At 64.5% G+C, this 15,969-nt stretch carries 11 protein-coding genes and 3 pseudogenes; 11 read left to right on the top strand and 3 right to left on the bottom strand.

Features of this window, described 5'->3' with window-relative positions:
• The first annotated feature begins 132 nt into the window (after positions 1-132).
• From E7T09_RS20325 to E7T09_RS20295, 7 genes are all read left to right on the top strand, one after another.
• Positions 133-831 carry a hypothetical protein gene (locus tag E7T09_RS20325; protein ID WP_136391033.1) on the top strand — a complete coding sequence of 233 codons (699 nt, stop codon included), beginning with the start codon at positions 133-135 and terminating at the stop codon, positions 829-831.
• A 1-nt stretch (position 832) separates the two neighbouring features.
• Positions 833-3,256 (top strand): NEW3 domain-containing protein, encoded by a 2,424-nt coding sequence (locus E7T09_RS20320; RefSeq protein WP_136391032.1) that lies wholly within the window; start codon positions 833-835, stop codon positions 3,254-3,256.
• 32 nt (positions 3,257-3,288) lie between these two features.
• Positions 3,289-3,729, top strand: coding sequence for a hypothetical protein (locus tag E7T09_RS20315; protein ID WP_136391031.1), 441 nt, complete (start codon positions 3,289-3,291; stop codon positions 3,727-3,729).
• Between the two features lie 246 nt (positions 3,730-3,975).
• On the top strand, positions 3,976-5,244 hold the full coding sequence (locus E7T09_RS20310) for a PAS domain-containing protein (protein WP_136391030.1): 1,269 nt from the start codon (positions 3,976-3,978) through the stop codon (positions 5,242-5,244).
• On the top strand, positions 5,187-6,965 hold the full coding sequence (locus E7T09_RS20305; RefSeq protein WP_136391029.1) for an HD domain-containing phosphohydrolase: 1,779 nt from the start codon (positions 5,187-5,189) through the stop codon (positions 6,963-6,965). The genes E7T09_RS20310 and E7T09_RS20305 overlap by 58 nt, the downstream gene beginning before the upstream one ends.
• 677 nt (positions 6,966-7,642) lie before the next feature.
• On the top strand, positions 7,643-8,068 hold the full coding sequence (locus E7T09_RS20300) for an IS6 family transposase (protein ID WP_136391028.1): 426 nt from the start codon (positions 7,643-7,645) through the stop codon (positions 8,066-8,068).
• A gap of 203 nt (positions 8,069-8,271) precedes the next feature.
• Positions 8,272-8,982, top strand: coding sequence for an IS6 family transposase (locus E7T09_RS20295; protein ID WP_136391082.1), 711 nt, complete (start codon positions 8,272-8,274; stop codon positions 8,980-8,982).
• 65 nt (positions 8,983-9,047) lie between these two features.
• Here E7T09_RS20295 and E7T09_RS20290 read toward each other — a convergent pair.
• A pseudogene (locus E7T09_RS20290) lies at positions 9,048-9,401 on the bottom strand (transposase); the annotation flags it as partial.
• Between the two features lie 617 nt (positions 9,402-10,018).
• Here E7T09_RS20290 and E7T09_RS20285 point away from each other — a divergent pair.
• Positions 10,019-11,326 (top strand): diguanylate cyclase, encoded by a 1,308-nt coding sequence (locus E7T09_RS20285; RefSeq protein WP_168734962.1) that lies wholly within the window; start codon positions 10,019-10,021, stop codon positions 11,324-11,326.
• A 150-nt stretch (positions 11,327-11,476) separates the two neighbouring features.
• Complete coding sequence (locus E7T09_RS20280; RefSeq protein ID WP_168734961.1) at positions 11,477-12,586, top strand: HD-GYP domain-containing protein; 1,110 nt, start codon at positions 11,477-11,479, stop codon at positions 12,584-12,586.
• Positions 12,587-12,738: 152 nt separating this feature from the next.
• Here E7T09_RS20280 and E7T09_RS22140 read toward each other — a convergent pair.
• Positions 12,739-13,016, bottom strand: a pseudogene (locus tag E7T09_RS22140) (VIT1/CCC1 transporter family protein).
• 127 nt (positions 13,017-13,143) lie between these two features.
• Positions 13,144-13,417: pseudogene (locus E7T09_RS22615) on the bottom strand (VIT1/CCC1 transporter family protein); the annotation flags it as partial.
• Positions 13,418-13,558: 141 nt separating this feature from the next.
• On the opposite strand from E7T09_RS22615, the gene E7T09_RS20270 reads away from it, so the two are divergent.
• Both E7T09_RS20270 and E7T09_RS20265 read left to right on the top strand, forming a co-directional pair.
• Complete coding sequence (locus E7T09_RS20270) at positions 13,559-13,888, top strand: metalloregulator ArsR/SmtB family transcription factor (protein WP_136391026.1); 330 nt, start codon at positions 13,559-13,561, stop codon at positions 13,886-13,888.
• On the top strand, positions 13,885-15,579 hold the full coding sequence (locus E7T09_RS20265; RefSeq protein WP_136391025.1) for a SulP family inorganic anion transporter: 1,695 nt from the start codon (positions 13,885-13,887) through the stop codon (positions 15,577-15,579). The genes E7T09_RS20270 and E7T09_RS20265 overlap by 4 nt, the downstream gene beginning before the upstream one ends.
• Positions 15,580-15,969: the final 390 nt, after the last annotated feature.

Genomic DNA, 15,969 nt, shown 5'->3' with positions numbered 1-15,969 from the left:
CATTGGAAGGGCAACCGACGTTGCCCTTCCAACGCTCTTTTTACTTCCGGAGGATCCATGCGCCACCGTACTTTCGTTCTCCTCGCGCTCCTGCCACTTCTGTCGGGCCCTGCTGTGGCCGCGACCGGGGTGGTGGGCCAGCTCCTCTACAGTCTGGGCGTCCGTCCGGGGCAGACCAGTCACCTCTCGATCACCCTCTCAAATACCGGCGCTCAGGCCGAAACCGTCGGGCTTAGCCTGGAAGACCTGCGGGTTACTCCGGCCAACACTGCCTTTCTGCCCGCAGGAACGCTGGACAGCAGCAACAGCAGCTGGATTACGCTCCCTGCCGCCGCGGTGACCGTCCCCGCGGGCAGCACCAAAACGCTCGACCTGAACATCAAGGTTCCAGCCGGAGCCACGGCCGGCAGCCACTGGAGCGCGTTGATTGTCCAGCCGCAGGGGGCCCCATCCGCCCCCAAAGCCGGGGTCAGCGTGAATACACGCTATGCCGTTCAGCTCATTACCACCGTCCCTGGGGGCGCTGCCAAGGTCAACTTTGCCAGGCCGCAACTGTCACGCAGCGGTGCCGATGTGAACCTGGGCGTCGATCTGCTGAATGACGGTACGGCGTCCATCGTTCCCGAGTTCCGTGCCGAGGTCTATGACGCGCAGGGCAAGCTTGTGGCGCAGGCGCAGGCCGGCAAGAAGCGGCTGTACCCGGGCGGCGGCGCGCACGTCGATTTCAAGCTGGGGGCACTGGCCGCCGCCAGGTACACCTTCGTGGTTCTGGCCAACGACGGCGTGAATCCGGTGATGGGTGCCCGCTACACCGTCAACGTCGGGAACTGACATGCGGGCTGCGGTGCTGACCCTGAGCCTGCTGCTCTCCAGCGCCGCGGGCATCCAGGTCGTCACACCCTCCGGGGAGCAGGCGATCCGAGCCGGTCAGCCGCTGACCCTGGTCTTTCAGCTTCACAACGACACCCAGACCGAATGGAGCGGCACGCCTGAGCTGCAGCTGCCGCCGGGCTGGCGCGCCCTGTTTCCGCCGGAAGCTGTACAGCTCCAACCCGGAAGCGACACCACCCTCCTGCTACCGGTCGAGGCTCCTGGCTCCGCCGCCGCAGGACCGTATGCGGTCAGTGTCATCGCTTCAGGCATCCAGGCCACGGCCGCTGTCCGCATTCCGCCGCGCCGGAACGTGACCATCCGCCCGGAGGACGAGGACACCCTGGGCCTGGATGGAAAGGTGACGGCCACCTTCGTGGTTCGCAACGATGGCAACGTTCCCGAAGTCCTCCGTTTCAGCGCAGATGCGCCGGCCCTCCAAGTCGGCACACCAGGGGCGACGCTGGCGCCTGGAGAACAGATGCGGGTCACGGTGGCCGGCACCTTTCCCTACAGCTCCAGCCCAGCGCGCCGCGTGACGCTGAAGGTTCAGGGCCAGGACGGCCTCTCGAAAACGGTCAGCGTCAACCGCCTGCTCCTGCGCACCGGAGTACCCCTGGAGGAACGGTCGCTGACCCTGAAGGGCCAGATCACGTTCGGTGTGCAGTCCAAAACCCCCTCAGACCTGAACCTGAGCGGGCGGCTCAGTGCGGATCTGCCGGGAACGTTCCGGTTCTCAGGATCGAAGTCCAGCTGGGCCGCGGACTACCAGGATCAACGGGTCACCTTCGGGGTGGGCTACCTTTCTACTGGCACCCTCCCGCTGCACCCGGGTACCCGGGTGATCGGTGTTAGCGCGGCGCTCAAGGGCATCAGCTGGTGGAGCAGCGCCAGCGCGGGCCTGCAGGGCAAGACCTTCGCTGGGAACGTCGCGCTGGGCTGGTCGGGTGCCCGGTCGAGTGTCGCTCTAGGCCTGGGCACGTCGGAGGCCGGCCAGACTGTGGCGGCGGACGTGGTAGGGCACGCCGATCACCTCCGCGCGCAGGTCAGTGGTGTGGTCGATCTCACGTCGCTGGCGCCGAAGGTGCAGGCCAGACTCGACTATGCCAACCGTCAGACTGCGGTGAGCCTCGGCGCCCAGTACCGGGCTACCGATTTCACCTCTCAACCGACCGCCGATCTCCGGATCATTGCCTCGGTTCGTGCCCAACTCGCCACCGGAGTGACCGCGTCGCTCTCGGGTGACTATCAGGTTGATCCCGTCACTCCAGGGGCCGCGGCCGCGTTCACCGTCGCTGGTCGGCTGGCATACCGGGGCAACAGCTGGGACACCTATCTGCGGATGACCGGTGGACAGACGACCGGCACAGGTCTCAGCTTCACCTCCTCCCGTTGGCGCTCCAGCCTCGCGTGGACACCCGCTGCCCTGACCTACCAGGGATCGGCTACCATCCCGGTCACCTCACGTCCTGCGGTGTCGCTCAGACTGCAGCCGACCATCACCACTACCCTGGATCTGCGCACCTCACAGCTGTTCACCTCGGCAGGTCTCCAGGCGAACTGCGACTTCCAGGGGGGCACGGCCAGCGTGGGCCTGACCTCACCCGCGTCCCAGGACGGCCCATGGATCGTGGTCGGAAGCACGACCATGAAGGTACACGAGGTGGATCTCAAGTTCTCCGTGCTCTCAGCAGTGGGAGCGGGGAAACCGCAGACCCACCTGAGCGCGGTAATGAGTGTTCCCCTGAACATCGCGACGGCGCCGCGCCCTGACGTGGGCAGAATCGTGGGCCGGATTCGGTATCCGGACGGACGACCGTTCGCGGGCCTCCGCCTGCAGGCCGGCAACCTAATGGCGGTCAGCGACGCCGCCGGCCACTTCGAGTTCCCAGCAGTTCACGAGGGAGACGTCGTCCTGACGCTGGTGAACCAGGATGACGCGGCCGGCTTCCATGCGCGCCCGGCCTTGCCCCTCAAGGTCGCGGTGCGTGGCGAGCAGGTCAGCAATGTGGATGTGCAGTTCTCGCCGGGGGCCACTGTCCAGGGGCAACTGAACCTCCACTGGCCTGCCCCTGAGCAAAGTACAGGAACGCTCATCGTGCCAGCGCCACCCGACATGTCCGAGCTGACCGTCCGTCTGACTGGTCTGGAAGCCAGCTATGAAAGCCGTGTCAATGCAGACGGTACCTTCCTGCTGCGTAATGTAGTGTCCGGCACGTATGACGTCACCCTGCTCACTCCGGAGGGAACAGGGCTTGGGACAGCCTCTCTGACCAACCGGGTAATGGTCGTCCCTGAAGATCAGCTGATGCTGCTTCCCTTGGAGGTGATTCCCACAACCCAGGACGTGCAGATTGAGGATGCGGGCGAACTGAACCTGAAATGAGTCTATATTGCGACCAGAGAACGGAGTGCACCGTGCAGACCAGAGTCGACCTGCTTCACCTCATGGCCCATCTCGACGAGCTCGCCGGGTCGTTTGTGGGGGGCTGGGTGTGTATTGAGCGCAACAACCGGCCCTGGCGAGCGCAGACCCTCCGGGACGTCACATCGGACACCCTCACGACTAGCAGTGGCCATGAATATGCGCGTGAGGATGGAAAATCGCGGTTTGATGGTAGGGACAACGGCAGGGACATATGCCTGCGTCCGTTGACGCGGGAACGGCTCGAGTACCTGATGGTGTCCGATGCCCTCAAGGCCGCAGAGAAGATGAAAATTGGCATGATGAGAAGACGCGAGTGGCAGGAGCTCGTTCCTGCAGCCTACCTTATTCTGAAGACGGCACAAACGCTCCAGGCCGTCGATCGGGTCAGATCCGCACCGGCCGAGGATGGAGCTGATCTGGGCACAGACTGAAACCATACATTCACTGCCGCTGCGCGTCATTCTGGCCATGCTCGTCCACAACCTGTGTCAGCCCTGAACGACGTCTGCGATAAATGTACTGCCCCATTAAATATTTAGCAATGGGTTTGAACAATGTAGTGGAGTGCACCGCAGTAGTCTGGCAGAGGATTTGCCCAGAAGGCTGTATTTGAAACGAAAGCGGCTAGGCTGGCTTGTCATCAAAGCGCAAAAGATGTGATCATTGAGGAGCGCACTATGACGACCAGCCCTATCTCACCAGGAGACCCCCAGCTCCTGCACCAGGCCATCGCGGCGTGCACGGTCGGCGTCATCCTGACCAACGCTCAACACGTCGATCACCCGATCGTTTATGTCAACCCAGCCTTCGAACGCCTCAGCGGTTACGCCGCTGCCGAGGTTCTGCACCGCAACTGCCGCTTCCTGCAGGGTCAGGATCGTGACCAGCCTCACCTGGAAGAAATCAGACAAGCGATGGCCGAGGAACGCAGCGTCACCGTCACCTTGCGTAACTACCGCAAGGACGGCACGCTGTTCTACAACGAGCTGACCGTCAGCCCAGTCCACGACGCTGCCGGCACCTTGACGCACTACCTGGGCTTCCAGAATGACGTCACCGCGCGGGAAGAAGCCACACAGCAGCTCGTGTCGACCCTCGAACGAATCACCGACGGCGTCGCCGCCGTCGACCACAACATGACTTTCCGTTACCTCAATGCGGCCGCCGCCAACATCGCTGGACAGCGTCCTGAAGACCTCATCGGGCACAACATGCTCACGAGCTTCCCTGACCTCGCCGACTCGGCGGTGGTGCAGGCCATCGAGCAGTCCAGCACTACCGGCACGATCCAGACCGCCGTCAGTCACCTGAAGCGGTTGGGCAAGTGGGTTGAGGTCACCGCCTACCCGGCGGCGGACGGCGTCTCGGTGTTTGTCCAGGACATCACTGCGCAGTACCAGGCCAAAGAACAGCAGCGGGGCAGCTACGAGCGCTTCAACACAATCTTTGAGGCTGCTCCGATTGCCATCATCGTTGCCCGAGTCAGCGACCACCGCTACATCGACGTCAACCCTACGTTTCTTCAACAGAGTGGGTACCACCGCGAGGAGGTGATCGGCCGCACGCCATTTGACCTGGACTTCTGGGTCAACCCGCTCCAGTTTGAGGATGTCGGCCGAACGCTTCAGGCAGAGGGGAAGGTGCTCAACCGCGAGGTGCAGTTCCGCCTGAAGTCTGGCGTCGTGGCGGACAGCGTCTTATCGGTCGTCTCGGTGACGATTGGTGCAGAGGCGTGTTTCGTCACACTGATCCGGGACATCACGCAGGAGAAGCAGGCCCGGCTCCTCCTCGTAGAAAGCGAGCAGCGCGCCCATCAGCTCGCGGTTCAGCTGCAGCGCACCCTGGATCTGTCGCTGGACATGATCACCACGATTGGCCCGCGGCCCAAGTGGTCACCGTCAGCGCCGCCTGCGAGCGCATCCTGGGCTATGCGCCCGCGGAACTGATCGGCCGCTCCTTTCTTGAGTTCGTGCATCCCGATGACCGGATCACGACCTCCGACGAAGGCACCCGCATCGCCAGCAAGGGCCGGGCCGGCCAGATCGGCATGACCGTGGTTCACAACCGCTACATCCACAAAGAAGGGCACGAGGTCTGGATCGAGTGGAACGCGGTCGCGGTTCCCAACGACGCTGTGCTGTACTGCGTGGCCCGAGACATCACCGAGCGCCGCGCTGCACAGGAAGACCAGGCGTTCCTGGCTGCTATCGTCCATGCCAGCCATGACGCCATCCTTGGCGTCACGCTGGACGGCTTCATCCGCTCATGGAACGCCGGAGCGGAAGAGTTGTATGGCTACCGCGCCGAGGAAGCTGTCGGCCAGTTGATGAACTTGATCGTCCCAGCGGAGCTCGGTGCTGAGGAGGAGGTGATGCTGCGGCGTATCGGGAAGGGTGAGCGCGTCCCGCCATTCGAGTCAGTGCGAAAGGCCAAAGACGGCCACCTGATCCCAGTCTTCATCACGGCCTCTCCGATTCTGGCCCCCGATGGTCGCGTGGTGGGGGCGTCCAAGATTGCGCAGGACATCAGCGCGCGCCAGGCAGCCGCGCGGCAAATCGAGGCCCTCAACGATGGCCTCGAACGACAGCTCATCCATGTTTCCAACATGCGCAAGATCGACCAGACCATCGCTTCGGGCGGTGATCTCACTGCCACCCTGGGGTTGATCCTCGAGAACATCCTCAAGCAGCTGAGCGCCGACGCTGCCACAGCCCTGATCCTCAACCCATATACCTTGACTCTGGAATATGCCGCCACCCGCGGCCTGCATGCCACCGCGCTGCATGGTTCGGCCGTCAAGCTCGACCAGGGTCCAGCTGGCCAGGTTGCCCTGAGCCGGCACCCCCTGACCGTGCCGGATCTCCGCACGGTGCTGCTTGCGCCAGACTGGCACGACCTGCTCAGGCGCGAGGGCGTGACGTCGTACTACGCCGCTCCGCTCATCGCCCGTGGGCAGGTACTGGGCGTCATTGAAGTGCTGCACCAGCGCACCTTCGTGCCCTCGTCGCAGTGGCTGGAGACCATCGAGGCCCTGATTGGGCAGGCGGCCATCGCCGTCGAGAACGCCCTGCTCTTTCAAGAACTCGAACACCGCAACATGGAACTGCGTCTGGCCTACGACGAGACAATCGAGGGCTGGGCTCGGGCCCTCGATCTCCGGGACAAGGAGACCGAGGGCCATTCCAGACGCGTGACCGAGCTGACTGTGGAGCTCTGTCAGCATCTGGGCCTGCCTCCCGAACAGATCGTCCAGGTGCGCCGCGGGGCACTGCTCCACGACATCGGCAAGATGGGGATCCGCGACGCGATCCTGCTCAAACCTGGCAAGCTTGACGACGACGAATGGGCACAGATGAAACGGCATCCCAGCTTCGCTGTAGAGCTGCTCTCACCCATCACGTTCCTACAGCCCGCCCTGGACATCCCGCGGCACCACCACGAGAAGTGGGATGGCAGCGGCTACCCACACGGCCTGAAGGACACTGCCATTCCCCTGACAGCCAGAGCCTTCGCCGTAGTGGACGTCTACGACGCCTTGACCAGTGACCGGCCCTATCGGCCGGCCTGGACCCGAGAGCAAGCCATACAGCACATACTGAACAGTGCCGGTACCCATTTCGATCCTCAGGTCGTCCAGGTCTTCATTGCCATGCTTGAACAGACCTGACCAGCAGCACTTGGTTACCGGGCAACGTGCATGGACGTCACCTGTTGCAAACTGAACCAACGCGACAGGCTGCTACCACGGCCCGGGAAAGCAACAGTATGCTCCCGAACGGCGCCTGTTCCGCACAGGGGCGCCGCAGGTGGTCAAACGATTGTCTCAGCGGAAATGTCCTAGGTAGGCATCCTTCAGAAAGATTGCCTGGCGTTTGCTGTCAGGCCGACCAGAGCGAAGGCGCACATAGGCTGCCAAGTAACGGCACTGAGCACAGGAAACCTCAAGGGCCGGACTCAGGAGTTGTACCTTGCACAGCGAAGTGAATTCCCATGCTAGCCGAGAAATTCGGCATTTTTGCTGAACGTCCAGAGCGGCCGGTTCAAATACAGCTGCGGCAGCACCAGCACGGCACGCGCCTCCAGAATCATGCCCATCTCCCGATGCAGGATCGCCAGCGTCCACGCCAGGAAACCAGCATTGAGTTGGAAACGCGAGCTGCGCCAAGCCGAACTGGTGCTTGCTCTCCTTCAAGAACGCTGCCTGAGCTCACCGCTTCGCGCCCTCAGCGACGACCATCAGTTCTGACCACACGGCGTGGAATGTCCGGTCGGCACGGTCGCTGCAATCCAACACCAGCGTGTCGGTTGTGCTGCCTTCACCGGGCTTGGGTAGGCTGACCCGCCGTGACCGACCCTTTACTGCCACCGCTTCGCGATGCCCCCATCCAGCACGTCGCCCTGGCTGTACCACCGCTTCCCTTTGGGTTGCCGAGATGTTCAGAACTGCTGCACCAGCGCGGAACCCTATTCAGTCACGAGACGCTGCGCGAATGGTGCCTCAAGTTCAGCCCGCTGTTCGCGGACAATCTGGACCAGCAGAAACCACGACGGGGGTTCCGTTGGCTGATGGACGAGGGCTATACGACGGTCAATAGCGTTCGACACTGGCTGTGGCGAGCGAACGACGAGCCCGATTTCGTGCTCGATAGCCTGCTTCGACGCCACGGCGACGCTGCAACGACGTTCCTAACCCGGCTCCCTTTCAGAAGTCATTCAAACAAATCAGCACTGAAGTTACGGCGCTGCCCTGCGGGAACGTCCGGTGCTTGATGGTATGGAATACGTCCAGGTTGTCTTCACGGCGCGTCGCAACAACGTGACCCTGCAATCACAAGAATCTGTACGGCGTCAGGAACGGCAACAACAGGGGTTCAAGCAAGGGAAACGGGCATAGGAATTCCTCTGCCTGCACGCCAGCAGCGAGAACCTCTGCCACCGGTTGTGGCAAGTAGTTGGGGTAGGGTGACGCCGTGCTGAGCGGTCAGAAGCTCCCCGGCTACCGGTTTCCTCTCGCGATCATTGGCTACGCCGTCTGGATGTACCACCGCTTCACCCTCAGCTACCGAGACCTTGAAGAACTGCTCCTCGAACGGGGCATCGCTGTCACCCACGAGTCCATCCGTACCTGGTGCATCAAGTTCAGCGACCTGTTCGCCCAAGGTGTACGCCACCGCGAACCCCGACGGGGTTCGCGGTGGCACCTTGACGAGATGCACGTAGAGGTCGGTGGGGTACGGCACTGGTTGTGGCGCGCTGTGGATGAGCACGGTGCCGGGTTGGACGTCTTCTTGCAAGAACACCGGGATACCGAGGCCGCTCAATCCTTTCTCCAGCGACTGCTGGGCGAATACAACGTGCCCGAGATCCTTCACACCGATAAGCTCTGGAGTTACGGCGCTGCCCTACGGGAACTTCCCGTGCTCCACAGCGTGGAGCACGTCCAGGTGATCTCCACGGCGCGCTGCAACAATCTGATTGAACAGTCTCATCGGCCGACCCGGCGGCAGGAACGTCAGCAGCGAGGCTTCCGTTCACGAAAACGCGCTCAGGGCTTCCTGGACCTGCACGCCCGGATCACGAACCTCCACCACCCCGCTCGCTCTCCCGTCCCCGCTCGCCATCGCCGTCACCAGCAACACACTGCGTTCAAGTCGTGGCGGGACGTGGTAGAGCAGGTGGCCTGAATCTCAGGCCACCTGCTGTACCAGAGCTTCCCGCTTCCTGAGCGCCAACAACTTGCCACAACCGTGATGAACTGATACCTCAGCGTGTAGTTTCTTTGGCGAAGAAGCGGCCAAGCCCCAGACGGGTGCTGTTCTGGCCAAGACAGGCCGTGGCTTTTTTCAGGATGTCGCGCTCCTGGCGCAGGATTTCGTTCTCTTTGCGGAGCTTGCGGATTTCCTGCTGTTCCGCTGTCAATACCTGGTGTCCGTGACCTGGGAACGCGACATTACCCTCGTCCTGCTCGGCCTTCATCCATGTTCGAAGGAGGGAGACTTGAATGCCCAGATTACGGGCGGTGCTTGAAACGTTGCCGCTGGTACGCGCGAGATGCACGGCCGTAACGCTTGAACTCGGGGCGGTGGACTCTGCGGGTCATCATGATGGTGCCTCCTATCTTCGAGGCTTATCTCCATCTGCGCATTACCGGGTCACCCTCAGTCCAACTCAGAAGCATTTAGCAGATCCGCGGCCTGTACTCCTTATTCGACAGGACGCCCATGCACCAGGCGACCCTCGACCTCGCCGCCCAGCCGCACCACCGGCACAGGAATCTCGATCAGACTGCCCCAGCACCGTGGCCGTCGGTGCCGTCCCATTCAAGAGGCCAGACGAGCTCAGACGGCCCTCGAAGGGCGATCCGACCCCTCACCCTGTCTCTTTCCCTTCATCCACTGCATCAGGTACCCGCTGAGAATGCTTCGCCGTTCCGTAGGTCTGACCTTGCCTGGGTGGCCTCGCTCAATCTCAATCGGTTTTCAGGCACACTGCTCGGGTGCCTTTCCTGGTGGGGAGATGAATCCAGAACGTCTCTGGGAGATCCGGCTCCGTGATCCTCAGGCAATCCGTGCTTCCCTTCCTGCTGGAACGGCCGACGGCCGGGTGGCGGTGTTGGGCGCCTACCTGGATTGGCGAGACGGAGCATACGTTGCGGCGCTCGCGGACCTGGAGCGTGCCGCGCCCCTGTTGATTCCCTTCCACCCCCGTTGGCTGGCACGGATGTTGAATATCCAGGGGGCCGTCATGCTGGGTACGGGGCAGCCTGCGGCCGCGCTGGCGTACCTCGAGCAGCAGCTTCAGGTGGCCCAGGTGGTGGGCGACCTTGAGATGGAGGGGCTGGCACACAACGATATCGGGGTGCTGCTGGTCTGGGACGACGCCGGGCGCGCCGCAGAACGGTATCAGATGGCGTATGACGTCTTCCGGGCGGCGGGATCCGGGCACGAAGCCAACCTCGGACTGAGCGCCTTCAACCTCAGCGTGGCATACCGCGAGCAGGGCGATCGTCTGCGCAGCGACGCGCTGCTTGCTCACGCCGAGGAACTGGTGCGTGGCGCAGAGGCCTGGCCGTACTGGGTTGGCATCGTCAATCAGCGGGCGCTGCGCCTGGCAGAACAGGGGCAGACAGAAGCGGCCCTGGCCCTCTTCCTGGACGCGGCGCATGATCATCCTGACCTGCCGGTGGAAAGCGTCCGCTTCCTGAGGTTTTTTCAGGCCAAGGTGCTGGTGCTCGCGGGTGATCCGGCAGCAGCCCTGGCGATCCTGGACGAGTTGCATGTCTGGTTCCTCACCCGGCGCGACATGCTGGACGATGTTCTGGACGTCCGGGCTCAGGCGGAGGCGGCCCTGGGTGACATGACCCGCGCCTATTCCACCATGCGTGCACTCCTGGACACCGTCCGTGCCCGGTACCGGCAGGAGCAGGAGGTTCAGCTCAAGGCCCTGGAAACCGTCCAGCGGACGGCGGAAACGCAACGGGCCGCGCAGCAGCTGCGGGATCAGGCGGTGGCGCTGAGGGCGTTACACAACGAACTGCAGCACCTCAGCCTGACCGACGAGTTGACGGGCCTGCACAACCGTCGGCACTTTCTGCAGTGGAGTCAGCAGCGCCTGGCTGAACGTCTGCCCCTGGCCCTGGCCTTCGTGGATGTCGATCACTTCAAGGCGGTCAATGATCAAGCAGGGCACGAGGCCGGCGACCGGGTCATGCGTGTGGTGGCAGATCTGCTGCGCGTGCTGATCGAGCCTGGAACGCTGGTGGCCCGCCTGGGTGGGGATGAATTCGTGGTGGCCCGGATCGCGGATACTCCCCATGATCTGGCCGCACATCTGCAGGTGATCCGGCAGCAGTGCAGTGGGGTGGCATGGTCCGCGTGGTTGCCTGGGATCGCCGTGACCCTGAGCATCGGGGTGGTGATGGCCCACACCGATGTGGCCACCTCCTTGCGCCTGGCCGATGAGGCGATGTATCTGGCCAAGCAGGGAGGCCGCAACCAGGTGGTGACCGTCACGTCAGGTGTCCAGTGACAGGGCGAGAGGGACGCGCTCCAGCCATTCGCACAGCCGCATTACCTGCGATGCGGTGCTGGTATCACGCTGGGGGTGCGTCCTCCAGGCCTGTGACGGTCTGCACACGCTGTCAGACGACGGTTATATCCGGCCATCTACCGTGCCCACATGACCTCAGTTCTCCGCAGGGCACCTGCCAGGTCGCAGGGGGATCCGACCCAGGCCATCATTGGACTGACCCAGATGGCACTGTCGGCCACGGACCTCACCGCTGGGGTCACGCCAACCCTGGAATATCTGATTCAGAACACGGCCGCGGTCGGCTCCGCCTTTTTTCAGGTGAGCGGCGCCGCCCTGTCCTACCACGTGCGGGCCGCCACCGGGGAGATGCCGGACTCGCCCCAGATGCAGGCCATCGCCGCGCACGGCCTGCCCGCCGACACGCCCCTGATGCGCGCCCTTGAAGGCAGCGCGCATGCCCTGTTCTTCGACGACACCGCCGCTGCGCCCGAGACGGCCGGCTTTCCTGACATGGGCGTCGCCAGCCTGGCCGCCGCCCCGGTGCACGACGCGAGGGGCCGCCTGCTCGGGGCGTTCTTGATGCACACGTTTGTGCCCCATGCGTGGGAGCGACCGGAGTCCGAATGCTTCACCCTGGTGGCCACCACCGTGGCCGCGCTGGCCGGACGCCTGAGCGCCGAGGAGGCCGCCCTGGCCGCCCGTGAAGAGGCGCTGCGCGCCCTGGGCCTGGCCCTGGAGGCGCGGGACGGGGAGACACAGGGCCACACCGACCGCGTGGCCCAGCTCGCCCTGGCCGTGGGCCGGCATCTGGGCTGGAGCGAGACGCGACTGCGCTCCCTGCGCTGGGGAGCGTATCTGCATGACATCGGCAAGATCGCCATTCCGGACGCCGTGCTGCTCAAGCCGGGCACATTCACGCCTGAGGAGCGCGCCGTGATGGAGACGCATGTGGTGTCTGGCCTGACCTTCGCGCAGGCCCTCACGTTTCTGCCGCCCGACGCGCTGGCCATCATCACGGATCACCATGAGCGGTGGGACGGCCGCGGCTACCCGAACGGGAAGGCCGGCGAGAGGATCAGTGAAGGGGGCCGGCTGTTTGCGCTGTGCGACGTGTTCGATGCCCTGACGAGCGCCCGGCCGTACAAGTCGGCGTGGTCGCGGGAGCAGGCCCTGGCGGAGTTGCAGGCCCAGGCAGGTCATCAATTCGACCCGGCGCTCGTGGCGGCATTCGTGACGGTGGTCGACGGAATGTATTGACATAGCGCCCGCTCGAACGCACCTGCCCGTGCAGATCGCAGCTCGGATCGCTGTCTCGGCCCTCCTGTGGCGCTCCGGCGCTCTCCAGAACGATCGCTGCCCCACAGATCCTCAGCCGGCGCCGCCACCCGTGCCCGACACAGCCCGCGCGATCAGGAAGCAGCGCCGGACGCGGCGGCTCCCACGAACATGGTCTGGAACGCGCTGCGCCAGATGGGTGAGCCAGTGAACCGTCCCTTGAGCGCTCCGAACACAAACGGGGCGATCAGCGTGAGCACCACTGCGATCACCAGCGCCTGGTTCAGGCCGAGCGTCAGGGCGTACGGGGCCAGCGGGATCACGCCCCCGCGATGTACGCCACGCCGATCGTGAACGCAGACTGCAGCGCCCCTTCTGGATCCGGCTCCTCCAGCCCGAGTTCGTCTTTCATCATGAAGTCCACCCACGTACCGGGGCGGCTGATGACCGCCTGCGTGGCCGCCTGCGTGGCCGCCTCCGCTCAGGCCGTACTGCTGGAAGACCTCGCGTACTTCCGCACTCTCGGCGTCGCGTTTCTCGATGATCTCCTGCTGCTCGCGGGCCCGTTCCGCGATATAGGACTGGTGTTCGCTGCGGGCGGCGAGGTGGCCGCCCGGCCCCATGGCGATTCTGCCGGCCCATCTCTGCGAGGCCGGCGATCAGGACGCCGTGGCCAGTGGCCACGGCGCCGGACAGGCCAGCGGCGAGGGCGAACGGCACGGTCAGGCCGTCGCTCAGGCCGATGACGATGTCCCGGACGCGTTCTGAGCCGGTGAAGTGCGCTTCGTTGTGCCTGCTGCCGGCTTGGTACATGGGTGGTCTCCGGGGGCGCGTGCCGTCATGGGTGACGCTCGAGTGCGCTCTGTTCTCCCTCCTGACCATGGAGCGTGGCCCTGTCGCGCGGGTGACTCCGCCACCTTTTATATTAGTCTATTCATATATTATATTTCTCTTATGGAACAGAGCCTGCACCGCTACAAGGCCAGCCTCTTCAAGAGCCTCGCCCATCCCCTGCGCCTCGCCATCCTCGATGCCCTCAGAGACGGCGAGAAAACCGTCACCCAGCTCCAGGAACTCACCGGCGGCGAGCAGGCCACCATCAGCCAGCACCTCACCATCCTGCGCACCCACCACTTCATCACCTTCCGCAAGGAGGGCACGCTGGCCTACTACCGCAACGAAGACCCTGAGGTCTACGTCTTCCTCGACCTCGGCCGCCAGTTGTACGAGCGCCAGCTCAACCGGTACCGGCGCGAGATCGACGCTCAGGTCATACGCCGATGAGCGCCCCAGCCCAGTCCGCGTCGGCCAGCGTCCTGGGCGGACTCAACCCTCTGCCCACCTGGCGCGCCGAATTCCAGGGGTATACCCGCGCCCGCTTTCTGCAGGATCTGCTGGCCGGCGTCACCGTCGGCATCGTCGCCCTGCCCCTCGCGCTGGCCTTCGGTGTCACCAGCGGCGCAGGCGCCGCCGCTGGCCTCATCACCGCCATCGTCGCGGGGCTCGTCGCCAGCGCCTTCGGGGGGAGCCGCTTCCAGATCAGTGGGCCCACAGGCGCGATGACTGTCGTCCTTCTTCCTGTCATCGCCAGGTACGGACTCTCCCAGGTTCTCGTGATTGGCATGATGGCAGGCGCCCTCCTGATCCTCGCCAGCCTGCTTCGCCTGGGCCGCGCCGTCCACCTGATTCCCTGGCCGGTCATCACCGGGTTCACCAACGGCATCGCCATCATCATCGCCCTCCAGCAACTCCCGGCGGCGCTTGGGCTTCGCGCCCCGCGATGTGAGGGCATCCTGCCCGCGTCCTTCGAGGTGCTCCACACGTACCTTGATGCTCCGTCCATCACTCCCCTCGTCCTGACCACGGTGACCGCCGCCATCATGCTGCTGTGGCCCCGCGTCACCACCCGCGTCCCAGGCGGCATCGTCGCGCTGCTGATTGTGACCGGAGTCAGCCTGCAGCTCCACCTTGACGTGCCGCGCATCGGGGTCATTCCTGCGGGCCTGCCCCTGCCGCACCTTCCCGCGTTCGACCTCGCCACCCTCCCGGCGCTGTTCAGCGCAGCTATGGCGGTCGCCATCCTGGCCGGCCTCGAGAGCCTGCTCTCAGCAGTCGTGGCCGACGGGATGACCCGGGGCGTCCGGCACAACCCGGATCGGGAACTGCTCGGCCAGGGCCTGGCGAACCTCGTCGCCCCCCTGTTCGGCGGCATCCCCGCCACGGGGGCGATCGCCCGCACGGCCGTCGGAGTCCGCAGTGGAGCGCAGACCCGCGTCGCCGGCATGATCCACGCCCTGTTCTTGCTGCTGGTGGTACTGCTGCTCGGCCGCGCGGCTGCCCTGGTGCCCCTGAGCGTCCTGGCCGGCATTCTGCTGGTCACCGCCCTGCGCATGTTTGAGACGCACACGTGGCAGGCCTTACGCCGCTCTACGCGCAGCGACTTTGCCACCATGCTCGCCACCCTGACCGTCACGGTCGCCTTCGACCTGATCCTCGCCATCGAAGTCGGTCTGGCCCTGGCAGGCGTGCTGTTCATCCAGCGAATGATCCGCAGCGTGAGCCTGGAAGCGATGGATGTCGCGGAGAATGCTCCTGTTGACGCCGACGTAGCGCTGCTGCAGGCGCGCGTGCTCGCTTACCGCGTGGAAGGCCCCCTGTTCTTCGGGGTGGCGGGCCGCTTCCTCGAGAACCTGACCGCGAACCAGGAGGTCGACGTCGTGATACTTCGACTGCGCCGCGTGCATCACCTCGATGCGAGTGGCGCCCAGGCCCTGGAAGGCATTCACCGGGAACTCCGGTCACACGGCATCACACTGCTGCTCAGCGGCCTGCAGGATCAGCCGTTGGCCCTGCTGACCCGGATGGGCCTGCTGGACGCCCTCACGACGAATCGTCACCACCTGTTCGACGCGACCCCACAGGCCATCGAGCACGCCTGGTCGCACGTGCGCCGACTCCACAAGGCCAGCGCGTGACCGCGCGACCAAGAATGGCGTTGTCCCGGACGGTTCGGAGGCGCCACTGGGAGCGCTACATCGCAGTGGCGGCGCGGCTGCAGGAGACCAGGGGGTCAGCGCCACGCCCCCTGGTATGACGCGAGATGCGGCAGACTTCACGGGCAACGACCTGACCGAACATGGATTCTGCGCGGAACCCAGGCGGCGCGTACAGCCCGGCGCCCACCAGACCCGCCCATGCCACCCGCTGCATTTTTTACCCAGTACGGTGCCGATCTCCGCCGTCACGTCATCGGCACTGCAGCAAGGCAGTGAACGATGCTCAACGAGGGTAGGCGCCAGCTGGAAGCCCTCCTGACCCGTTCCCCAGATCCGCCCCGCATTCAGCCGGACGATCGGCATCCATAT

It is taken from the genome of Deinococcus sp. KSM4-11 (genome assembly GCF_004801415.1).
Taxonomy (GTDB): domain Bacteria; phylum Deinococcota; class Deinococci; order Deinococcales; family Deinococcaceae; genus Deinococcus.
Note: the sequence above shows the minus strand (reverse complement) of the source record. Positions and strands in the feature narration are given on the sequence as shown.